Annotated in this window: 18 protein-coding genes; 12 read left to right on the top strand and 6 right to left on the bottom strand. The window is 70.2% G+C overall.

Translation table 11 applies throughout. The features are described 5' to 3' along the window. Positions 1-86: 86 nt before the first annotated feature. The gene (locus ACWD2L_RS15835) at positions 87-917 is read right to left on the bottom strand and encodes a response regulator transcription factor (RefSeq protein WP_351334034.1); all 831 of its coding nucleotides are present in this window, start codon (positions 915-917) and stop codon (positions 87-89) included. Between the two features lie 173 nt (positions 918-1090). On the opposite strand from ACWD2L_RS15835, the gene ACWD2L_RS15830 reads away from it, so the two are divergent. Together ACWD2L_RS15830 and ACWD2L_RS15825 are read left to right on the top strand one after the other, a co-directional pair. Beyond that, the gene (locus ACWD2L_RS15830; protein ID WP_351333958.1) at positions 1091-2806 is read left to right on the top strand and encodes an AMP-binding protein; all 1716 of its coding nucleotides are present in this window, start codon (positions 1091-1093) and stop codon (positions 2804-2806) included. Next, the gene (locus tag ACWD2L_RS15825) at positions 2803-4425 is read left to right on the top strand and encodes an AMP-binding protein (RefSeq protein WP_351333961.1); all 1623 of its coding nucleotides are present in this window, start codon (positions 2803-2805) and stop codon (positions 4423-4425) included. Before ACWD2L_RS15830 ends, ACWD2L_RS15825 begins: the two co-directional genes overlap by 4 nt. Positions 4426-4479: 54 nt before the next feature. Here ACWD2L_RS15825 and ACWD2L_RS15820 read toward each other — a convergent pair whose 3' ends face one another. Together ACWD2L_RS15820 and ACWD2L_RS15815 are read right to left on the bottom strand one after the other, a co-directional pair. Next, complete coding sequence (locus ACWD2L_RS15820) at positions 4480-4983, bottom strand: GNAT family N-acetyltransferase (protein ID WP_351333963.1); 504 nt, start codon at positions 4981-4983, stop codon at positions 4480-4482. A gap of 41 nt (positions 4984-5024) precedes the next feature. Further along, the gene (locus ACWD2L_RS15815) at positions 5025-5717 is read right to left on the bottom strand and encodes a hypothetical protein (RefSeq protein ID WP_351333965.1); all 693 of its coding nucleotides are present in this window, start codon (positions 5715-5717) and stop codon (positions 5025-5027) included. A 286-nt stretch (positions 5718-6003) separates the two neighbouring features. Here ACWD2L_RS15815 and gcl point away from each other — a divergent pair, with 286 nt between their 5' ends. Continuing rightward, positions 6004-7791 (top strand): glyoxylate carboligase, encoded by a 1788-nt coding sequence (gene gcl / locus ACWD2L_RS15810; protein WP_351333968.1) that lies wholly within the window; start codon positions 6004-6006, stop codon positions 7789-7791. A gap of 1815 nt (positions 7792-9606) precedes the next feature. On the opposite strand, the gene ACWD2L_RS15805 is transcribed toward gcl, so the two are convergent. The 3 genes from ACWD2L_RS15805 to ACWD2L_RS15795 form a co-directional block, all read right to left on the bottom strand. After that, positions 9607-11070, bottom strand: a complete 1464-nt coding sequence (locus ACWD2L_RS15805) for a catalase (protein WP_351333971.1) — start codon at positions 11068-11070, stop codon at positions 9607-9609. A 213-nt stretch (positions 11071-11283) separates the two neighbouring features. After that, positions 11284-12180, bottom strand: coding sequence for a 2-hydroxy-3-oxopropionate reductase (locus tag ACWD2L_RS15800; RefSeq protein ID WP_351333974.1), 897 nt, complete (start codon positions 12178-12180; stop codon positions 11284-11286). A 63-nt stretch (positions 12181-12243) separates the two neighbouring features. Then, positions 12244-13080 (bottom strand): TIM barrel protein, encoded by an 837-nt coding sequence (locus ACWD2L_RS15795; protein WP_351333977.1) that lies wholly within the window; start codon positions 13078-13080, stop codon positions 12244-12246. Positions 13081-13311: 231 nt separating this feature from the next. Here ACWD2L_RS15795 and ACWD2L_RS15790 point away from each other — a divergent pair, with 231 nt between their 5' ends. The 9 genes from ACWD2L_RS15790 (at position 13312) to ACWD2L_RS15750 (ending at position 22244) form a co-directional block, all read left to right on the top strand. After that, positions 13312-14112 carry a hypothetical protein gene (locus ACWD2L_RS15790; protein WP_351333980.1) on the top strand — a complete coding sequence of 267 codons (801 nt, stop codon included), beginning with the start codon at positions 13312-13314 and terminating at the stop codon, positions 14110-14112. Then, positions 14109-16373 (top strand): hypothetical protein, encoded by a 2265-nt coding sequence (locus ACWD2L_RS15785; protein ID WP_351333982.1) that lies wholly within the window; start codon positions 14109-14111, stop codon positions 16371-16373. The genes ACWD2L_RS15790 and ACWD2L_RS15785 overlap by 4 nt, the downstream gene beginning before the upstream one ends. Next, positions 16370-17983, top strand: a complete 1614-nt coding sequence (locus tag ACWD2L_RS15780; protein WP_351333985.1) for an ABC transporter substrate-binding protein — start codon at positions 16370-16372, stop codon at positions 17981-17983. The genes ACWD2L_RS15785 and ACWD2L_RS15780 overlap by 4 nt, the downstream gene beginning before the upstream one ends. Before the next feature lie 60 nt (positions 17984-18043). Then, positions 18044-18310, top strand: coding sequence for a hypothetical protein (locus ACWD2L_RS15775; RefSeq protein WP_351333988.1), 267 nt, complete (start codon positions 18044-18046; stop codon positions 18308-18310). A gap of 59 nt (positions 18311-18369) precedes the next feature. Then, positions 18370-18681 carry a helix-turn-helix domain-containing protein gene (locus tag ACWD2L_RS15770; protein WP_451190003.1) on the top strand — a complete coding sequence of 104 codons (312 nt, stop codon included), beginning with the start codon at positions 18370-18372 and terminating at the stop codon, positions 18679-18681. A gap of 160 nt (positions 18682-18841) precedes the next feature. Beyond that, positions 18842-19348, top strand: a complete 507-nt coding sequence (gene uraD, locus ACWD2L_RS15765) for a 2-oxo-4-hydroxy-4-carboxy-5-ureidoimidazoline decarboxylase (RefSeq protein ID WP_351333993.1) — start codon at positions 18842-18844, stop codon at positions 19346-19348. A 20-nt stretch (positions 19349-19368) separates the two neighbouring features. After that, entirely contained in the window at positions 19369-19788 is a 420-nt protein-coding gene (uraH, locus tag ACWD2L_RS15760) for a hydroxyisourate hydrolase (protein WP_351333996.1), read from the top strand. A 5-nt stretch (positions 19789-19793) separates the two neighbouring features. Continuing rightward, the gene (pucL, locus tag ACWD2L_RS15755) at positions 19794-20729 is read left to right on the top strand and encodes a factor-independent urate hydroxylase (RefSeq protein WP_351333998.1); all 936 of its coding nucleotides are present in this window, start codon (positions 19794-19796) and stop codon (positions 20727-20729) included. Between the two features lie 87 nt (positions 20730-20816). Beyond that, positions 20817-22244: a nucleobase:cation symporter-2 family protein gene (locus ACWD2L_RS15750; protein ID WP_351334001.1), complete on the top strand. Its 1428-nt coding sequence runs from the start codon at positions 20817-20819 to the stop codon at positions 22242-22244. Positions 22245-22266: the final 22 nt, after the last annotated feature.

Here is a 22266-nt window from a genome sequence, read left to right as displayed (position 1 = left end):
TCGATCGCCGCGCGGGGGATTGAAAGACCTGCTCGATCGCCGCAGGGGCTAAATGATCTGCTCGCCCGCCGCAGGGGCTTGAAGGGTTACGGCAGTATCCCCGCCCGTCGAGCCGCCACCACCGCCTCTCCCCGCGTGTGCGTTCCCAGCTTTCGCATGGCGGAGCGGAGATAGCCCTTTACGGTTTCCGGGCGCAGGCCGAGCCGTTCGCCCGCCCCCGCGTTCGTCGCGCCCGAGGCCACGCACGCGAGTACGTCCACCTCGCGCGGCGTGAGCGTCACCGGTGCCTCCGCGGGCCGCACCGGATCCGAGGCCAGGGCCAACGTGCCGCACACCGCGAGCAGTTCGCCCCGCAGGCCCGGGTCGACCAGCTTCGGCGCGAGTGCGCGCAGCGCCCCGTGTGCTTCGCGGACCGCTTCCCACGCCCCGGCGTCCTCGGTGGCCGGGGTGCGCGTCAGGGCCAGCAGCGACTGCACCTCGTCGCGCACCACGAGGGCCTGCTCCACGTCCCGCGCCGCCGCCATCGCCGCGTCGAGGGCCCGGTCGCCGAGCGGCCGGGCCGTGCGCAGCGCCCCGTACAGGACACCCCGCACCCGGCGCCGTACGACGACGGGCACCGCGAGCACCGAGTGCAGGCCCTCGGCCGCGACCGCGGCGTCGTACTCGTGGCTGATGTGCCGCGAGCCCTGGTAGTCGGTGACGGCGCACGCCCTGGCGAGGGAGAGGGCCTTGCCGCCCAGGCCGCTGCCCGCCGCGATACCGAGCCCGTGCAGCGCGTGGGTCGCCGCGCCGCTGAGCTCGGCGATCCGTACCTGGCCCGCCGCCTGCCCGGCCGCCCGGCCCGCGCCCGCGGTCAGCCCGCCGAATGCCACCGGAAGCCCGGTACCCCGGCGCAGCCGCACCAGCGCAGCCCGCATCTCGACCGCCTCGGCCGTTCCTGCGTTCACCGTCCATCACCTCGCCGCACACGGTTCACCCCCGTATGGGGGTGGTGAGACCTGCGTCACTCACTACACGATGGCAGACACGACCCGCGACGGTGCGGGACATGCGGTGGAACCCGGGCCACCCAAGGACATACGGAGCGCACATGACGACGGCGAACGGACCGATGGCGAACGGACCGACGGCGAGCGGACCCACGCAGCAGTTCCGCGCAGCCCGTGACTTCCTGTTGCGGCACGCACGGGACTACGAGGCGGCGTACGAGGGCTTCTCCTGGCCCCGCCCCGAGCGCTTCAACTGGGCCCTCGACTGGTTCGACGTCATCGCCGAAGGCAACGACAAGATCGCGCTGCACATCGTCGAGGAGGACGAATCCGAGGCGCGGTTCTCCTTCGACACCGTGCGCCGCCGCTCCAACCAGGTCGCCAACTGGCTGCGCGGGCACGGGGTCGGCGCGGGCGACCGTGTGCTGCTCATGCTCGGCAACCAGGTCGAGCTGTGGGAGGTGATGCTCGCCGCGATGAAGCTGCGGGCCGTCGTCATCCCCGCCACACCGCTGCTCGGCCCCGCCGATCTGACCGACCGCGTGGAGCGCGGCCGCGCCCGGCATGTCGTCGCACGCCCCGAGGACGTCGCCAAGTTCGGCGAGGTGCCGGGGGAGTACACCCGGATCGTGGTCGGCGCGGCCGCGGCCGGCGAGGGCTGGCTCGCCTACGAGGACGCCGCGGGCGCCCCCGACACCTTCGAGCCCGACGGGGTGACCGGCGCCGAGGACCCGCTGCTCCTGTACTTCACGTCCGGCACGACCGCCCGCCCCAAGCTGGTCGAGCACACCCACGTCTCGTACCCCATCGGGCATCTGGCGACGATGTACTGGATCGGCCTGCGCCCCGGCGACGTGCACCTCAACATCTCCTCGCCCGGCTGGGCCAAGCACGCCTGGTCGAACTTCTTCGCGCCGTGGAACGCCGAGGCGACCGTCTTCCTCTACAACTACACGCGCTTCGACGCGGGCCGCCTGATGGCCACGATGGACCGCGCGGGAGTGACGTCCTTCTGTGCGCCGCCCACCGTGTGGCGCATGCTCATCCAGGCCGACCTCACGGCCCTGCGGACGCCGCCCAGGGAGGTCCTCGCCGCGGGCGAACCGCTGAACCCCGAGGTCATCGAGCAGGTCGAGCGTGCCTGGGGCATCACCATCCGCGACGGCTTCGGGCAGACCGAGACGTCGGTACAGGTGTCGAACAGCCCCGGTCAGCGCCTCAAGGCCGGCTCCATGGGGCGTCCGAGCCCCGGCTTCACGGTCGAGCTGCTCGACCCGGTGACCGGCGAGCCCGGCGCGGACGAGGGCGAGATCAGTCTCGACCTCTCCGCACGCCCCGTCGGCCTGATGGTCGGCTACCACGGCGACCCGGAGCGCACGGCGGAGTCGATGGCGGGCGGCTTCTACCGCACCGGCGACATCGGCTCCCGCGACGCCGACGGCTACCTCACGTACGTGGGCCGCTCCGACGACGTCTTCAAGGCCAGCGACTACAAGATCAGCCCCTTCGAGCTGGAGAGCGCCCTGCTCGAACACGAGGCGGTCGCCGAGGCGGCCGTCGTGCCCGCCCCCGACGAGCTGCGGCTCGCCGTCCCCAAGGCGTACGTCGTCCTCGCCGAGGGATACGAACCGGGCCCGGACGCCGCGAAGTTGCTGTTCGAGCACTCCCGCGCGGTCCTCGCCCCGTACAAGCGCGTGCGCCGGATCGAGTTCGCCGAGCTGCCCAAGACGGTCTCCGGGAAGATCCGCCGCATCGAGCTGCGCGAGGCCACCGCCAAGGGGTCCGCCGCCGAGTACCGCGAGGAGGACTTCAAGTGAGCGCACCCGCTGGGGAGTTGTCGTACACGCACGGGACCAGCGAGGTGCCGCTCCTCGGCGACACCGTCGGGCGCAATCTGCGGCGGGTCGTCGAGGCCTGGCCCGAGCGCGAGGCGCTGGTCGACATGGCCGACGGGCGCCGCTGGACGTACGGTCAATTCGGCGCGGATGTGGGTGAGTTGGCGCGGGGTCTGCTGGCCCGTGGGATCGGCAAGGGTGACCGCGTCGGCATCTGGGCGGTCAACTGTGCCGAGTGGGTGCTCGTCCAGTACGCGACCGCGCGGATCGGCGCGATCATGGTCAACATCAACCCCGCTTACCGGGCGCACGAGTTGGCGTTCGTGCTCAAGCAGTCCGGTGTCTCGCTCCTCATCTCGTCGACCGAGCACAAGGGAACGGACTATCGCGAGCTCGTACGGCAAGTGGCGCCGGAATGCCCGGAGTTGCGCGAACAGGTCTTCATCGGCACGGAGAGCTGGGACGCCCTGGTGGCGGCCGCGGGCGGCATCACGGACGACCAACTGGTGGCCCTAGAGGCAGAGTTGTCGTGCGACGACCCGGTCAATCTCCAGTACACCTCCGGCACGACCGGCTTCCCGAAGGGCGCCACGCTCTCCCACCACAACATCCTCAACAACGGCTACTGGGTGGGCGAGACGGTCGGCTACACCGAGCACGACCGAGTGTGTCTGCCGGTGCCCTTTTACCACTGTTTTGGGATGGTGATGGGAAACCTGGGCGCCACTTCGCACGGCGCCTGCATCGTCATCCCCGGCCCGTCCTTCGAACCGGCCGCCACCCTGCGCGCCGTGCAGCAGGAGCGGTGCACGTCGCTGTACGGCGTACCGACCATGTTCATCGCGGAGTTGAACCTGCCGGACTTCGGCTCGTACGACCTGAGCAGTCTGCGTACGGGCATCATGGCGGGCTCCCCGTGCCCGGTCGAGGTGATGAAGCGGGTCGTCGCCGAGATGCACATGGCCGAGGTCTCCATCTGCTACGGCATGACCGAGACGTCCCCCGTCTCCCTGCAGACGCGCCGCGACGACGACCTGGAGCGCCGCACCGGCACCGCGGGCCGCGTCCTGCCGCACATCGAGGTCAAGGTGATCGACCCGGTCACCGGAGTCACACTGCCGCGCGGCGAACCCGGCGAACTGTGCACCCGCGGCTACAGCGTGATGCTCGGCTACTGGGACGAGCCGGAGAAGACCGCCGAGGTCATCGACGCCGGCCGGTGGATGCACACGGGCGACCTCGCGGTCATCCGCGAGGACGGCTACGGGCAGATCGTCGGACGCATCAAGGACATGATCATCCGTGGCGGCGAGAACATCTCCCCGCGCGAGATCGAGGAGTTCCTCTACGGGCATCCGAAGATCGCCGACGTCCAGGTCGTGGGCGTGCCGCACGAGAAGTACGGCGAGGAGGTGCTCGCCTGTGTGATCCTGCGCGACCCCGCGGACACGCTGACCCTCGACGAGGTGCGCGCCTTCTGTCGCGACCGGCTCGCGCACTACAAGATCCCGAGCCGGCTGCGCCTTCTGGAACGGTTCCCGATGACCGTCAGCGGGAAGGTCCGGAAGGTGGAACTCCGGCAGGGGTACGGGGAGTTGTAGAAAGGGAAACCGGGAAACCGTAGGGAAGTACCTGTAACCGTTGGGCGGGGGCCGTCACAAGCCCCTTCGCATGCACACCCTGGGCCACCGGTCCAGGCCGTGCTCGGCCTCGGCCGCGCGGATCGCGCGCAGCCCGGGTGTGAGTTCGGCCCCGGAAAGCCGGCGGAAACCGAGGCGCTCGTAGTACGGGGCGTTCCACGGGACGTCGGCGAACGTGGTCAAGGTGAGACCGGTCAGGCCCTGGCCGCGCGCGCAGTCGGCGGCGCACGCGATCAGGGTCTGACCCACGCCCCGGCGGGCGGCGTCGGGGTGCACGGTGACCTGCTCGATGTGGAGGGCGCCGTCGACGACTTCGGCGACGAGGTAGGCGACGATCCCGGTCTCATCGGCCGCGACCCATGCGTGGCCCGCCTGCCGGAATCGCTCCAACTCGGCGACGGTGGGCGGCTCGTCGTCGGCAATCGCGGCCATGCCGACCGTACGGAAGATCTCGCCCGCGGCCGACTCGATGGCCTGGAGGCGGGGGAGGTCGGCGGGCTCGGCGCTGCGGATGATCACCCGGCCAGTATGTCGAGGGACCGCTGGTCACTCACGCGCATTTACGTCCCGCTCGCTATCAGCTCGTCCGCCGGGCTGTTCACCGGCTGCGGTATGCCGGCCAGGTCGAGGACGAACAGCGGGACGCCCAGGGCGTCGGCGCGGGCGCTGGCCTCGTCCACGTAACCCGCGAGGGAGAAGTAGGCGCAGGCCGCGGACTCCGTCATCGACTGCAACCACAGGCACTCCACGTCGCGCAGCGTCGCGGGCCGCACCGACGGCTCGACCTGGGCGACGACCCCGCTCGCCGCGAGCGCGATGCCGGAGGGTGGGTCCTGGTCGGCCCTGCGTACGTCGTCGTAGCCGAGCCAGCGCAGATACAGCGCCACGGCCGTCACGGCGTCGCGCGCGGTGCGGATGGCGACGGGCTGGAAGGCGGGGCGCGGGGGCGCGGCCGTGCGCGGCAGCGGGATGTGGGCGGGCGCGGGGGCCTGGTCGTCGAGGACGGGGACGCGCAGCACCGAGCCGCAGGCGCAGCCGAGCTCGGGCCGGGGCCATCGGTCGCGGCGCCCGCACAGGGGGCAGCGCAGGGTCATCCAGTCGTCGTCCCAGGTGCGGTCGGACACGGGAACGGGGGCGGCGCCGCGCACCATCGGTGGCGCGACGGGTGCGCCGCAGGCGCAGGGGAGGGCCTGGGGTGCGTACAGATGCTCGCGCCGGCAGGTGGGGCAGCGCAGGTGGGCGGGCTCGGCCATGGCAACTCCCCCTCGGTCCTGCCCCGGGAACGGATCGACGTCAGTCTCATCATCCACCTTGACGGCCTCCAAAGCGCCCCTCTACATTGCTTCCATATAGCAGAACCTAGTTTCCACATCGTGAAAGTAGCCCGAAAGGGTCGCTGGAGCGAAACAGGGGGCTGGGGGACGGAATTCAGAGCTCGCCGCGGGGCGCGACGGGAGCGCGAATCCGACAGCCACAGCCGTAGCCGTAGTCGTACAGCCGAAGAGGCGTACGCAGTCACAGCAGGAGTCGGGAGCACTCATGGCTCGAATGACCGCCGCCCGCGCGGCCGTTGAGATCCTCAAGCGCGAGGGCGTCACGAACGCGTTCGGCGTGCCCGGTGCCGCCATCAACCCCTTCTACAAGGACCTCAAGGAGAGCGGTGGCATCGACCACACGCTCGCTCGCCACGTCGAGGGCGCCTCGCACATGGCCGAGGGCTTCACCCGGGCCAACCCGGGCAACATCGGTGTCTGCATCGGCACTTCGGGTCCCGCGGGGACCGACATGATCACCGGCCTGTACTCCGCCACGGGCGATTCGATCCCGATCCTGTGCATCACGGGTCAGGCGCCGAGCCACCTCCTGCACAAGGAGGACTTCCAGGCCGTCGACATCGCCTCGATCGCCAAGCCCGTCGCCAAGATGGCGGTGACGGTCCTGGAGGCCGCGCAGATCCCGGGCATCTTCCAGCAGGCCTTCCACCTGATGCGTTCGGGCCGTCCGGGGCCGGTCCTCATCGACCTTCCGATCGACGTCCAGCAGACGGAGATCGAGTTCGACCCGGAGACGTACGAGCCGCTGCCGATCTACAAGCCGGCCGCGAGCCGCGCCCAGATCGAGAAGGCGATCAAGCTCCTCGTCGCGTCCGAGCGGCCGCTGATCATCGCGGGCGGCGGCATCATCAACGCGGACGCGTCCGACCTGCTCGTCGAGTTCGCCGAGGTCACCAACACGCCTGTCATTCCTACGCTGATGGGCTGGGGCACGATCCCCGACGACCACGAGCTGAACGCGGGCATGGTGGGCCAGCAGACCGGCCACCGGTACGGCAACGCCACGTTCCTGGAGTCGGACTTCGTCCTCGGCATCGGCAACCGGTGGGCCAACCGGCACACGGGTTACAAGCTGGACGTCTACCAGGGCGAGCGGAAGTTCGTGCACGTCGACATCGAGCCGACGCAGATCGGCAAGATCTTCGCGCCGGACTACGGGATCGCGTCCGACGCCAAGTCGGCCCTAGAGCTGTTCGTCGAGGTCGCGAAGGAGCTGAAGGCGGCCGGTGAGCTGCCGGACCGCTCCGCGTGGGTCGCCTCGCACCTGGAGCGCAAGGAGACCCTCCAGCGCCGTACGCACTTCGACGACATCCCCATGAAGCCGCAGCGCGTCTACGAGGAGATGAACAAGGCGTTCGGCAAGGACACGCGGTACGTCACGACGATCGGTCTGTCGCAGATCGCCGGTGCGCAGATGCTGCACGTCTACAAGCCGCGGCACTGGATCAACTGCGGCCAGGCGGGGCCGCTCGGCTGGACGATTCCGGCGGCGCTCGGTGTCGCGAAGGCCGACCCTGACACGCAGGTCGTGGCGCTGTCCGGCGACTACGACTTCCAGTTCATGATCGAGGAGCTGGCGGTGGGGGCGCAGCACCGCATCCCGTACGTCCATGTCCTCGTCAACAACGCCTACTTGGGCCTTATCCGCCAGGCCCAGATCGGCCTCGACATCAACTTCCAGGTCAACCTGGAGTTCGAGAACCAGAACAGTCCCGAGCTGGGTGTCTACGGGGTCGACCACGTCAAGGTCGCCGAGGGGCTCGGCTGCAAGGCGATCCGCGTGACGGATCCGGCGGAGCTCGGCGCCGCGTTCGAGCAGGCCAAGAAGATGGCCCAGGAGTTCCAGGTCCCGGTCGTCGTCGAGGCGATCCTGGAGCGCATCACGAACATCTCCATGAGCCCGACGGCGGACATCAGCGCGGTCAAGGAGTTCGAGGAGCTGGCTACGGAGCCGGCTCACGCGCCTACGGCCATCCGGCCCCTGAAGGTCTGACAGCCGCACCGCGTACGAGGCGGGCCCCCGGTTCCACGGAGCCGGGGGCCCGTCCTTCGTTGTGCCGGGGGGCGTTGCCCGGAGCGGTGGGCGGCGCCGGTGGCGGTTGTTGTTGCGCGGCGCCGGGGCTTTGCCGGGGTCGGCGCCTTACGCGACTGTTGCGGAGCGCACCGGTCCACCCCTTCGGCTGCGCCGGTGCCCGCTCACCTCCCACCCGCCCGCCGCCTCCGGGGGCTTCGGCCCCGCGGGGTCGGGCTTATGGCTGCTGTGATGGCTCCGCAGCGTCGGGGAACGGGTGGTGCTGGTTGTTGTTGCGCGGCGACGGGGTTCGGGGCATCTGCCGGGGTCGACGCCTCACGCGCCCGTTGCGCGGCGTCGGGGCTTTGCCGGGGTTGGCGCCTTACGTGGTCGGTGCGCGGCACTGGGGCTTCGCTGGGGTCGGCACCGGTCCACCCCTTCGGCTGCGCCGGTGTCCGCTCACCTCCCACCCGCCCGCCGCCTCCGGGGGCTTCGGCCCCTCGGGGTCGGGGCCTGCACCGGGGACCCGGGGCTTTGCCGGGGCGGCGTCGGTAGTGATGGTTGCGCGGCACTTGGGCCCGCGGGCCATGCCGTGGCCGGTGCCTGCCATCTCCGTCGCGCGGCACCGTGGCGCCGCCTTGCCCACCCTGCCGCCCAAGGCGGTGGCGGCCCGACGCCCAAGGCGGGGAGCCGTGACCGACGGCAAACACCCCTCGGCGGGGCTGGCGCTGGTAGCACGCCGGAAGCGGCACCCCGTCGCGCCGAGGCCCCCGGAGGGGGCGGGGGGTGGGAGACGACCGGGGGAGTGAGAACGAGCGCGCCGCTCAACGCCGAGGCGAGTACCTCAAGTCCCCGCGGCGCGGAGGCAACTACCTCAAGTCCCTGCGGCGCGGAGGCGATTGCCTCAAGTCCGCGCGGTGCGGAGACCACCACCGCAAGCCTCTGAGGCCTCAAGTTCCTACGGCGCGGAGGCGACTACCTCAACCCCTGCGGTGCCGAGGCGAGTACCTCAAGTCCCCGTGGCGCGGAGACCACCGCCGCAAGCCTCTGAGGCCTCAAGCCCCTGCGGCGCGGAGGCGACTCCCTCGCCCCCTGCGGCGCCTAGGCGAGCTCCTCAACCCCCGCGGCCCCGAGGCGAGCACCTCAAGCCCCTGCGGCGATTGAGCAGCGGGGTCCGGGCCGGAGCCCCGAGGCGTAGGACCGTCGACCGTCATGTGCGGAGTCCTGAGGGGAGGAACGTTAACCGTCATGGCGGAGCCCCGACGCGTGGGAACGCCGACCGTCACTGGCGGAGCCCGACGTGGGGCCGGGGTTGAGGCGGATGGACCTGCGGGCGCAGAAGAGCGCCGAGGTCGGGACCGTCCGAACTCGGCGCTCTGGCCAAGAGGTTGTTGCCGTCCGACGGCGCGCGACTGGCGGAACATGCGTGCGCGCCACCGGACGGAGACCGAGGAAACCCCAACGGGCAGACCCCGTCAGGGAATTGGCTGGGACCGCGGCGGCCGGCGTACGACGGTTCCCCGTTCCCCTCCCTCAGGTCGAGAGGAGAGCGGAGGAACCTTCACCACCGCACTGGCTCGTACGCTGCACAAGCCGCCGCGGTCCCCGCGCGGCGCCAGCCGCATCGACTGGCGCAGTCTCCCGCTACCGTCGGCCAGACCACCCCTCATCCGGGTCGTGGCCGACGGCGCGGGCCATTGCGTACGGGGGAAGACCTCCCGCCGCCCCTCGTACGCAGTCTTGGGGGTGGCTGTCGCCGGTCACCGGGAACAGCCCACCCGATCCAACCCGGAGGGATCAGTCCTCGCGCAGGGCGCGGACCGCCGCCTCCACGCGCTTGCCGTAGTCGGCGTCGGCGGCGTGGAAGTGGGCCAGGTTCTTCTCGACGATGTCGTCGCGCGAGACCTGGGAGAGGCCGCCCGCGATGTTCGCGACCAGGCGTCCCTTCTCGTCCTCCGACATCAGGCGGTACAGCTCGCCCGCCTGGAAGAAGTCGTCGTCCTTCGTGTGGGCCGGGGCCTCGTGCGTACCCGTGTGGCCGTGGATCGCGAGCGGCGCGGCCAGCGGGCGGCCGGTCTCGACCGGGCCGTCGAAGGAGTTCGGCTCGTAGTTCTTGTGGGCGCGGGCGTACGCGTTCGCAGCCATGGCGCCGTCGCGGCCGTAGTTGTTCGCGCCGCCCTCGACACCCTTCGGCGCGTTCACCGCGAGCTGGGTGTGGTTGACGCCCAGGCGGTAGCGGTGCGCGTCCGCGTAGGCGAACAGGCGGCCCTGCAGCATCTTGTCGGGGGAGGGGCCGATGCCCGGAACGAAGTTGTTCGGGGAGAAGGCGGCCTGCTCGACCTCGGCGAAGACGTTCTCGGGGTTGCGGTCCAGGACCAGGCGGCCCACGCGCTGCAGCGGGTAGTCCTTGTGCGGCCACACCTTGGTGAGGTCGAACGGGTTGAAGCGGTAGTCCGCCGCCTCGGCCGCCGGCATCAGCTGGACGTGCACGGTCCAGGACGGGTTCACGCCGCGCTCGATGGCCTGCAGCAGGTCCGTCTGATGGGAGTTGGCGTCCTTGCCTGCGAGCTCGGCGCCCTGTTCGGCGGAGAGGCTGCGGACGCCCTGGTTGGTCTTGAAGTGGTACTTGACGAAGAACGCCTCGCCGGCCTCGTTCGTCCACTGGTAGGTGTGCGAGCTGTAGCCGTTCATGTGACGGTACGAGGCCGGGATGCCGCGGTCGCCCATCAGCCAGGTGATCTGGTGCGTGGCCTCGGGGGCGTGCGCCCAGAAGTCCCAGACGTTCTCCGGCTCCTGCTTGCCCGTGAACGGGTCGCGCTTCTGGGAGTGGATGAAGTCGGGGAACTTCAGCGGGTCCTTGATGAAGAAGACCGGGGTGTTGTTGCCGACGAGGTCGTAATTGCCCTCTTCGGTGTAGAACTTGAGCGCGAAGCCGCGGGGGTCACGGACGGCGTCCGCCCCACCGAGGTTGTCGGCGACGGTCGAGAAGCGCGCGAAGACCTCGGTGCGCTTGCCGATCGAGTTCAGGAACTCGGCGTACGTGTAGTCGGTGACGTCGTCCGTCACCTCGAAGTAGCCGTACGCGCCGGAGCCACGGGCGTGCACCACGCGCTCCGGGATGCGCTCGCGGTTGAAGCGGGCGAGCTTCTCCAGGAGGTGCTGGTCCTGGAGCAGGATCGGGCCACCGACGCCGGCGGTGGCGGAGTTCTGGTTGTCGGCGACGGGGGCGCCGGACTCGGTCGTAAGCACGCGCTTCGACATCGTGACCTTCCGTGCTGTAACTGCTGCGACTGCTGAGAAGTTCGAGGTGTTCGGAGCGTAAGTACCTCTGAACTGCTACGTCAACAGTTTGTTGAAGTTATGGGTACGCGAATCTGGAGGTACGCGAATAAGGGTTCCGGGCCGTGGCGGCGCCTGGGCGCGACAGGACAGGTGTCAGCGACACCACGGCCCGGAAGACTGTGGGGCCGGCTCCTACTTGGGCTGGTCCCCCGAGAGGCGCTCGACCGCGCGCAGCAGCGCCGAGTGGTCGAGGCCGCCGTCGCCCTGGGCGCGCAGCGAGGCGACCAGCTGGGCGACCGTGGCGCCGACGGGGAGCGAGGCACCGACATTGCGGGCGGCGTCGGTGACGATGCCCATGTCCTTGTGGTGCAGGTCGATGCGGAAGCCCGGCTTGAAGTCCCGGTTCAGGAAGTTGTCCTTCTTGCGGGTCAGGACGGTCGAGCCGGCCAGGCCGCCGTTGAGGACGTCGAGCGCGGCCTTCAGGTCGACGCCTGACTTCTCCAGGAAGACCACGGCCTCGGCGCACGCCTGGATGTTCACGGCGACGATCAGCTGGTTGGCGGCCTTCACGGTCTGGCCCGAGCCGTGCGGACCGCACAGCACGATGGTCTTGCCGAGCGCGTCGAGCAGCGGCTTGGCCTCGTCGAACTCGGCCTGGTCGCCGCCGACCATGATGGACAGGACGGCCTCGATCGCACCGGCCTCGCCACCGGAGACGGGGGCGTCGAGGACGCGAATTCCCTTGCCCTTGGCGGCCTTTGCGAGGTCCACGGACGTCTGCGGGGTGATCGAGGACATGTCGACGAGCAGGGCGCCCGACTTCGCGTTCTCCAGGATGCCGTCCGGGCCGTAGGCGATGGCCTCGACCTGCGGGGAGGCCGGAACCATGGTCACGACGACATCGGCCTCGCGCACGGCCTCGGCGATCGACTTCGCGGCGGTACCGCCGGCGGTCGTGAGGCGGTCCAGCTTGTCCTGCTCCAGGGTGAAGCCCGTGACGTCGTAGCCGGCCTTGATCAGGTTCTCCGACATGGGGGAGCCCATGATGCCGAGACCGATCCACGCGACCTTGGGGAGGTTGTTGCTCATGAGGGTGACTCCAAAAGCGTTGTTACGGCGATGAGTTGATGGCCCTGCCGCGGCGCGGGTGGCTCAGGCGGCGCGGTGCTCGTGGGGCAGCCAGGCGAAGGACTCGGCGCTCGGAGCGTCGCCCGGCTTGTACTCCAGGCCCACGTAGCCCTCGTAGCCGGCCTTCTTCAGCTGGTCCAGCAGCTCCTCGAGGGGGAGCGAGCCGGTGCCCGGCGCGCCGCGGCCCGGGTTGTCGGCGATCTGCACGTGCGCCGTCTTGTCGGTGTGGGCGCTGATGATCGCCTGCAGGTCCTCGCCGTTCATGGACAGGTGGTACAGGTCCATCAGGAACTTGGCGTTGCCGAGGCCGGTCGCCGCGTTCACCTTGTCCACGATCTCGATCGCCTTGGGGGCGCTCACGATCGGGCACTTCGGCGACTCCGGCGCGTTCAGCGCCTCGATCAGCAGCACGGCGCCGACGCGGTGGGCGGCGTGGGCCGCGAGCACCAGGTTCTCCAGGGCGAGCTCGTCCTGCTCCTGCTCGGAGACGCCCTCGACGCGGTTGCCGTACAGCGCGTTGAGCGCCGTGCAGCCGAGGGACTGCGCGAAGTCGGCCGCGACGTCGATGTTCGCGCGGAACCTCTCGCTCTCCTCGCCGGGGATCGACAGGGCGCCCCGGTCGGGGCCGGGCAGCTGACCCGCGTAGAAGTTCAGGCCGGTGAGCTGGACGCCCGCGTCCTTGATCGCGGCGCGCAGGGCGTCGAGCTCGGACTGCTCGGGGGTGGGGGCGTCGACCCAGGGCCACCAGAGCTCGACCGCGGTGAAGCCCGCCGCGGCGGCGGCCGCGGGGCGCTCCAGGAGCGGGAGCTCGGTGAAGAGGATCGACAGGTTGACGTTGAAGCGCTGGTCTGCAAATCCCATGTGGGTCGCGCTCCCTTCATCTTCGAGATCGTGGAACTTCCGTATTATGGAAGTTCGTTTCTGCGTAATGGAAGATTGCCTGCAGCTCCTCGTGACTGTCAAGAGGGGTCGTCGAATTTCGCCGCGCCCCGGTGTCCGTCCGGGCTTCAAGAAACCGGCCCGTGACACGTGTTGGCCCCGAAGTTCGGGGAAGGTGAACGCCCGTTGCCAGTCACGGGAGTTGTGGGGGAGATGGGCGGATCCCGGTCGGTGCCGACGAACGGCCTCTCGCCGGTCTACGACGAGACGGGGGCCGCGTCCGCGCGGTTCTTGCGCTGGCTCGTCGAGCAGACCGGCACGGGCGGGGCGAGCCGCGTGGCCAGCGCCGATTTCGCGCCGCACGAGCGGTGCAGCGTCGACCTGGTCGCCGATGTCGTGGGGCGCCTCGGCGCGCTCGGCTGGCTCACCGAGCACAACGACTCGGGCGCCGACCCGCCCCTCGTCAGCCCCACCGCCGCGGGGCTCGCCGAGGTCGCCGTCTGGGACGAGGCGTACGCCGACCGGGAGGCGCGGCGCCGCTACGCGAAGGCGGCCCTGTTTGCGTACTGGGACAGGGCCGGGCAGCACCGCAGCGGCGACGGCTCCCACCCCGAGAACTTCCTGTGGGCCAGCGAGGCCTTCTACTGCGGCCGCCAACTCCCGGTGGAGGACCTGGAGTACGCCAGGAACCACCTGGAGCTGCCCGCGCCCGTACACGTCAGCCCGGCGGAACAGGGCGAAGGCGTCGTGATCTCGTACGAGCAGCTGGCCCAGCTCGTCCAGTCGTCGCTGCCCGAGGCGACCGAGAGCGACAGCGAACTGCGGCAGGTGCGCGCGCTCGCCGACGAGCTGACCGACGCCATCGACCGCGGCGACCGGCCCGACGAGGGCCTGGTGCGGCGCTTCATGGAGCGCGTCCCGGGCGTGCTGCAGAGCGAGAGCGCCTCGGTCGGCAAGGAGGTGGTGGTCGGCTTCCTCGCCGACTTCGTCCGCCAGACGCTGAGGCTGCCGTGACGGATCACGGAGGGCCCAGCGGCGTACCCACCACCGGATCCGATGACCAGATACCCGAGGTGTACGCGCGCCAGCCGCTCCTGAGCCAACTGGTGCCACGCCTCATCGGCCTGGAACGCGAGCGCCACCGGCGGCGCCGTCGCAGGGAGTTCGCCGACGACCTGCCCGTCGTGCTGCTCAGCGGGCGGCACGGCACCGGCAAGAGCGCCATGCTGAACGACCTCCAGCGGGCCTACGCCCCCGACACCGGCCCCTGGCCGGGACCCCGGGTCCCCTTCGCCCGCATCAACTGCACGGACCTGGAGGAGCGGGCCCGGGTGGGCCCCGAGATCGCCAACAACTCGTACGTGGTCGAGATGCTGGTCGAGCTGGTCCGCCAACTCTCGCTCCCCGTCGCCGGGTTCGGCCGCCTGCGCTTCCCCAGGACGACCGCGGGACTGCTCGCCGTGATTTCGGCCCGGCGCCCCGGCATCGACGACGAACTCACCGTCGCCGACCGGCACGCCGCCGCCCTCATGGGCCCCTGGCCGGCCGGCGAACCCCCGCCCACCTGGGACGCGCTGTTCCGTCCCGCGCTGCCCGCGCCCGCGGAGGGCGGCTCGCCCGACCCGGCCGAGTTCCCCGAGGCGGCCGTGCGCACCTACCTCGCCAGGCAGTACCGCCGCCGCACGCGCAGGCTCGGCCCCCGCGACCTCGTCAGCTGGTACGAGAGCCACCGCAGCGAGAGCGACAACCGGCTGCGCGGCATGCCGCCCGACGCGGCCACCGAGCCGCCCCGGGTGCCGGCCGCCCAGCGCGCGCGGGCCGTGGCCAGGCTCTGTCAGGAGTTCCACCAGGGCCGAGGCTTTCGGCGCGGCGTCGAACGCATGCTGATGGCCGCGTTCCTCAGGGACGTGCGCTACGGGAGGCTGCGGCGCGGGAACCGGGCACCACGGCCGCTGATCCTGCTCGACAACGTACACACCGACCTCGGCCGCGACTTCCTCGAACTCCTCCTGGAACAGCGCGCGTTGCAGGAACGCGGCGCCCGCGACCCGCTCGTCGTACTCGCCACCGAATTGCGCGGCGACGCCGACGACGATGACGAGACGCCCGAGGAGGAGCAGGAGACCGCCCCGTACCCGCGGGCCACCCGCCAGCCGTTGCAGGAGGTCGGGGCGCGCACCCGCTGGAGCCGCGACAGTGCGGAGCCGTCCGAGGGGGTGCTGCTCCTGCCGCTGCCGCCGCTCGACACGGAACACGTGGAGCGCATGCTGCGCAGCGACGAGCGGGTCACGTTCGACCCGTACATCGCGACGGCGCTGCACGATCTGACCCGCGGCCACCCCATGGGGGCCCGCAGAATGTGCGACGCCGTCGTGCACAAGGCGCGCGGCGAGGAGTGGGTGGCGGCCGAGCAACTCCTCGACCTGGACCAGCCCGGCGGCGCAGGCGAGTCGGTCATCTGGCGGCTGCTCAACACCCTCGTCGGCGGCGAGAACCACGACGAGCTGTGCCTGCTCTCGCTGGCCTGGGACCGAGAGGCGGCCGAGCAGCTGGCCGAGCGGTGGGTACCGCGGCGGATCGACGACCTGGCCGCGGCCGACGGCATCGCCGCCCAGCTGGAGCGGGAGCGCTGGTCGCGCGGGCCCGGCAGCCGGCCGTTCATCACGGACCGCTTCCTGCGGGCGCTGCTCGTGCACCAGATGCGCAGCGGGCGCGGCGCGGGCGGCGTCGGCTGGGGCGACGCCCACGGGCTGCTCGCCCAGCACCACCGGCGCCGGGCCGAGGGCCGCGCGGGGCGGTCCGGGCGCGAGGAGTGGGCCCGCTTCCTGTGGCACCGGCTGGCCGGGGGCGAGACCCAGGAGGTCGTCGACCGGCTGCACGCCGAGTTCGGGCGCTCCGACGGTGACGCCCTGGAGTGGCTGCGCGCGCTGCGGACGGTTGCGCACGCGCCGCGCCCGCCCGGTGACCTCTGGTTCGAGCAGTGCCAGGAGGTCGGCAAGGGGCGCAGGGACCGGCTCCAGGCGCGGGCGGACCCTGATGCGGGCCTGGAGAAGCGGGCGATCTACCGGCTGCTGCACGCGCTGTGGTACGCCGCCGACGAGCTCGCCGAGGCGGACCGGGTGCTGGCCGACCGGATCGGGCAGGACCTGTCGTTCCTGTCCGCCCAGCACCTGACCGGGCGCGCCGTCCTCGCCCAGGCGGCGGTCCGCTGGCCGCGGGCCGTGCGGGACGGCGAGGACTGGCCGCTGGAGCGCAGCTGGGGAGGCGTGGCATGAGGCGCTGGACGGACCGCAGGACCTGGCGCTGGCTGCCGCGGCGGCTCCGGTTCCGGGTGTTCGGCCTGGTCGACGTGATCGCGCTGTGGGTGGTCGTCGGGGCGCTGCTCGGCGGCGGGGCATGGTGGGGCGTGGGCACGTATCTGGACAACCGGAACTACTGCTCCCGGGACCATGACCTGCGGCGGGTGGGGGACGAATGCGTCGGCGTCACCGCGCGGGCGTACGCCTTCGACGAGGACCTGGAGGACGTCCTGGGCGACATCGCGCGCGAGAACGAGGAGGCGCGGGCGAGCGCGTCGCAGCGGCGGGTGGTGAGCGTCGGCGTCGTCATGCCGTACACCGCGCAGACGAAGGGCGCGGCCATGTCCAAGGAGCTGATCCTGCACGCGTTGCAGGGTGCGTACATCGCGCAGTACGAGCACAACCACGGTGCGACGACCAAGGGCAGCGCGGTCCGGCTCCTCTTCGCCAACGTGGGCGAATACCTCGATCACTGGAAGGGCGTGACCAAGGAGCTGAGCGCACGGACCGACGACAAGAGCGCTCCCCTCGTCGCCACCATCGGCTTCCCCAACAGCGACAGCATGACCCTGGAATCCGTGGAGAGCCTCGAGAAGGCCCGGATCCCGGCCGTCAGCGCCGCGCTGAGCGCCACCGACATGGAGAACCCGTACCTGTTCAAGGTGTCGCCCTCCAACGCCCAGCTCGTCGACGCCCTGAAGGAGTACGCGAAGCGGAACGACGTCAATCGCGACAAGACGTTCATGATCGCGGACGACCGGGACGACAAATACGTCTCCGACCTGCGCGAGGTCTTCCAGGAGAAGTTCGGTGAGGACTACGGCATCACCAACGACCCGGTGCGGCGGACGGTCGAGATGTACCAGGGCAGGAAGGGGCCGGCCCGGGGCGACACCCAGGACTTCAAGAAGTCGGTGGAAGCGATGTGCGGGGCCGGCACGCGGACGGTGTTCCTGGCCGGCCGTGACGCCGACCTGGAACCCTTCGTGAACGCCATCGACGAGACGAGCTCCTGCCGGTACCGGTCCGACGACCCGCTGCGCATCCTGCGCGTCAGCACGGCCCGCGATCCCGTCACCGAGACCCCCGCCATCGGCGAGAAGACCCGTCGGCTGCACATCCGGATCGTGACGGCGGCCGCCGTGGACGCGCCGCGCTGGGAGCGTGGCGAAGGGGAGACACCCCGGCACTTCGGGCGGTTCGCGAGCGCCTACGAAGACGCCTTCACGGGTGAGGAGCGGCAGGCCCTCAACGACGGGTACGCCGTGATGTACCACGACGCCCTCGCCGCGGTGAGCAACGCCGTGAAGCAGGCCAGTACGAGCGGGCACGGCGACGTGTCCAACGACGACGTCCAGGATCAGCTGCGCAAGGGCAGCCCACAGGACGACTGCGCCCAGTGCGTGCAGGCCGCGAGCGGCGACTTCACGTTCGTCGACGCCGACGGGAGCGACGCCGGGTCCGGGGTGGGCCAGTGGCCGGTGTGCAAACCGGTACCGATCGTGACGTTCCCGGAGGGAAGCGGGGGCGGATCGCCGCTCTACCGGACGTACGAGAGCGCGGGCAGCAAGTGCCCGGCGCCCTGACCTCCGCCTGATCGCGACGGTGGCTCCCGGTAACCGCTCCATGCGGGTTAGGTTGAACGCGTGCGATTGAGAGTGGAGTTCACGACGGAGCCCTTCGACTTGGAGGAGGCGCCCGAGCACGCGCTCGCGGCACGCCGGGTCATCGAGGCGGCCGATCTCGACGAGGTCGACGTGGGGCCGTTCGGCAACACCGCGCAGGGCGGTGCGGACGAAGTGCTGACCGCGGTCGACGCCCTGCTGCGCAGCAGCCTCGAAAGCGGGGCGACGCGGATCTCGCTGCAGGTCAACGTGGTGGGGGACCCCACGGGGAAGGGTGACGACGCGTGAACGACACCGGGGACACCACGGACGCCTTCGTCACGGCGGTGAAGCCACTGGTCGACGCCATGGGCGGGGAGCTGATGCCGCCGGAGGGCGCGGGCCCCGACGATGTCGTACTGGCGTGGCAGGGGGCCGATGTCGTGGCCGTGCGCCTGCCCCAGTTGGCGGACTCGCTGGACCACATCCTGGCCGCCATGGAGCGCACCAAGGGAGTCCCGCTGTCCGCGCTCGACCGCAGGCAGAAGCAGGAGGCCGTACGGCTCCTGGAGGCGCGCGGAGCGTTCTCCGTACGTCACGGTGTGGAGACCGTGGCCGGCGCCCTCGGCGTTTCCCGCTTCACCGTGTACAACTATCTCAACCGGGACAAGACGCCCTGACCTGGGACGATACCGAGCCGACCGCCCTCGCCCCCACCGCTGTCCGATATCCGGACGGCGGTTTTTTGTAACTCCGAGTTTTCAACAAAGTGTTGACGTGATGTTTCCGGGGGCGTTAGCTATCTGCAGCCCGTCCAGCACAAGGCCACGGAGGCACCCCGTGACTTCAGGTTCCACGCCGGGACTTTCCCGGTTCAACACCTCGGACGAGAGTGCGGCGCAGGCCGAGCTCCATGAGGTGTGTGCTTCATCGGCGTGGGGGAGCAAGCTTCTCGCCCAGCGCCCCTTCGCTTCAGCAGAGACCCTCTTCACCGCCAGTGACGCCGCGATGGCGGAACTGACCGCGGACGACCTCGCCGAGGCGATGGCGGGGCACCCGCCGATCGGCCGCCCGAAGCCCGGTGACCCGACGTCGTCGCGCGAACAGCGCGGCATGGCGGGGGCCTCCGATGAGCTCAAGAAGGAGATGCTCGAGCTCAACCTGGCGTACCAGGACACGTTCGGCCACGTCTTCCTCATCTGCGCCACCGGCGCCACGGCGGAGCAGATGCTCGATGCGCTCAGGACCCGGATCGGCCACACGGCCGATGAGGAGCGGGAGATCGTCCGCACCGAACTGGGAAAGATCAACCGCATCCGCCTGACCCGCATCGTAGAAGCACCGTAAGAACAGGAAATGAACGCCTGATGAGCACCGAGACCACGGCATCGGTGTCCACGCACATTCTGGACACCAGCATCGGACGCCCCGCCGGGGACGTCGCCATCTCCCTTGCGGCACGCGCCGGTTCGGGCGCCGAGTGGCTGGCGCTCGGCGGCAGTGCCACCGACGCGGACGGGCGCTGCAAGGACCTGCCGGCGCTGCCGGAGGGCACCACCCACGTACGCCTCGACTTCGAGACCGAGGCGTACTTCGCGAAGAAGACCGCCAACACGCAGAACCAGCAAGCCGATGCGCAGCAGGACGCCCCCGCGAATCGGGACAGCGACACGACCGGAGCGTTCTTCCCGGAGGTGGCGATCACGTTCGCCGTCACGCCGGGCGAGCACTACCACGTGCCGCTGCTGCTCAACCCGTTCGGCTACTCCGTTTACCGAGGGAGCTAGCAGACATGCCCACGATTCTGGGATCCAACCAGTACGGCAAGGCCGAGAACCGAGTCGTAAAGATCACGCGGGACGGCGACACCCACCACATCAAGGACCTGAACGTCTCGGTCGCCCTCAGCGGTGACCTCGACGACGTCCACCTCACCGGGTCGAACGCCAACTGCCTGCCGACGGACACCACCAAGAACACCTGCTTCGCCTTCGCCAAGGAACACGGCATCGAGTCGGCGGAGCAGTACGGGATCGAGCTGGCCCGGCACTTCGTCGAGAGCCAGCCGTCCATCCACCGGGCGCGCATCCGCATCGAGGAGTACTCGTGGGAGCGCATCGCCGGCTCCGACGCGGGCTCCAAGTTCATCGGCTCCGACGAGGTCAAGCACTCCTTCGTCCGCAAGGGCATGGAGACGCGCCTCGTCCAGGTCACCTATGACGGCCAGAAGTTCGAAGTCCTCAGCGGGCTCAAGGACTTGACCGTGATGAACACCACGAACTCCGAGTTCTGGGGCTACATCAAGGACAAGTACACGACGCTCAAGGAGGATTACGACCGCATCCTCGCGACGTCGCTGTCGACCTGGTGGCGGCACAACTGGACGGGCGTCGACGACGAGCGCACGCCCAACTGGAACAAGTCCTACGAGCAGTCGAAGAAGCACATTCTTCAGGCCTTCGTGGAGACGTACTCGCTGTCGCTGCAGCAGACCCTCTTCCAGATGGGCTCGCGCGTCATCAACAACCGCAGCGAGATCGACGAGATCCGCTTCTCCGCGCCGAACAAGCACCACTTCCGGCAGGACCTGTCGGCCTTCGGTCTGGAGAACGAGGCGAAGGACGGCGCCGTGTACTGGGCCGCCGACCGCCCCTACGGCCTCATCGAGGCCACCATCCTGAGGGACGGCGCGGACCAGCGCATCCCGGTCGACATGACCAACCTCTGACGCCGCATCAGGCGTTCACGGACGCGGTAGCGCACCCCCGTCACCCCGCAGTCGGCGGGGGTGCGCCGCACCGGAGGGAACATAGCAATGGCAGTGCCAGCAAAGGGGCCGGCTGAAGCCGAGGGCCCGTGTTCCACCCCATCGGGAAGCGCCGAACCGGAGTCCACCGGTTCGCGGGTGCACCCGGTGGACGAGAAGCTCCACCCGTCGCGGCTCGCGCCCGCCGCACTCCAGCACATCGCCGCCATGTACGCCGGCGTCGTCACACCGCCGCTCATCATCGGCCAGGCCGTGGGCCTCGACACCGCGGGCCAGACCCGGCTGATCGCCGCGTCGCTGCTCATCGCGGGCCTGGCCACCCTGCTCCAGACGCTCGGCGTCAAGGGCTTCGTCGGCAACCGGCTGCCCTTCGTCAACGCCGCGTCCTCCGCGGGCATCGCACCGATGCTCGCCATCGCCGAGACGAACGCCAAAGGCGACCAACTCCCCGCCATCTACGGGGCAGTCATGGTCGCGGGTGTCTTCTGTCTCGCCATCGGACCTTTCTTCGGGCGGTTGTTGAGGTTCTTCCCGCCGCTCGTCACCGGCATCGTCATCACCCTCATCGGTGTGACCCTGATGCCCGTGCCCGTCGGCTGGGCCCAGGGCGGCGACAAGACCGCCGCCGACTACGGCGACATGCGCTACCTCGCCCTCGCCGCCTTCACGCTCGTCGTCATCCTGCTGATCCAGCGCTTCGGCAAGGGCTTCGTCAAGCAAGTCGCCCTGCTCTTCGGCATGTTGATCGGCACGCTCGCCGCGATCCCGTTCGGCATGGCGGACTTCAGCTCCCTCAAGTCGGCGCCCGTGGCCGCGCTCCCGACGCCGTTCTCCTTCGGCGCCCCCGAGTTCCAGCCCGCCGCGATCATCTCGCTCTGCCTCGTCATGCTCGTCCTGATGACCGAGTCGAGCGCCGGCATGCTCGCCATCGGTGAGATCTGCGAGCGCGAGTGCGACGGAAAGACCATCACCCGGGGTCTGCGCACCGACGGCATCGCCACCTTCATCGGACCGATCTTCGGCGGCCTGCCGACCTCCGCGTTCGCGCAGAACGTCGGCGTCGTCTCCCTGACCAAGGTGCGCAGCCGCTACGTCGTCGCCGTAGCCGGCGGCACCCTCCTGATCCTCGGCATCTTCCCGATGCTCGGCGCGGTCGTCTCCATGGTCCCCATGCCCGTCCTGGGCGGCGCGGGCATCGTGCTGTTCGGCTCGATCGCCGTCAGCGGCATCCGTACGCTCTCCGAAGCGGGCCTCGACGACAGCTCCAACATCATCCTCGTGGCCGTCTCGCTCGGCGCGGGCATCATCCCGCTCGCCGCACCGAGCTTCTACGCCGATTTCCCGGCCTGGGCGCAGACCGTGCTCGGCTCCGGAATCAGCGCGGGCGCGCTCGTCGCCGTCTCGCTGAACCTTTTCTTCCACCATCTCGGCACCCGCGGCGGGGCAAGTGCCGCCGCGGCACTCAAATCTTCCTAGGGTCCTGCCGTGCCCACACGTC

It is taken from the genome of Streptomyces sp. NPDC002754, from assembly GCF_053592315.1.
The sequence above is the reverse complement of the archived record's forward strand: the minus strand, read 5'-3'. Positions and strand labels throughout refer to the sequence as shown.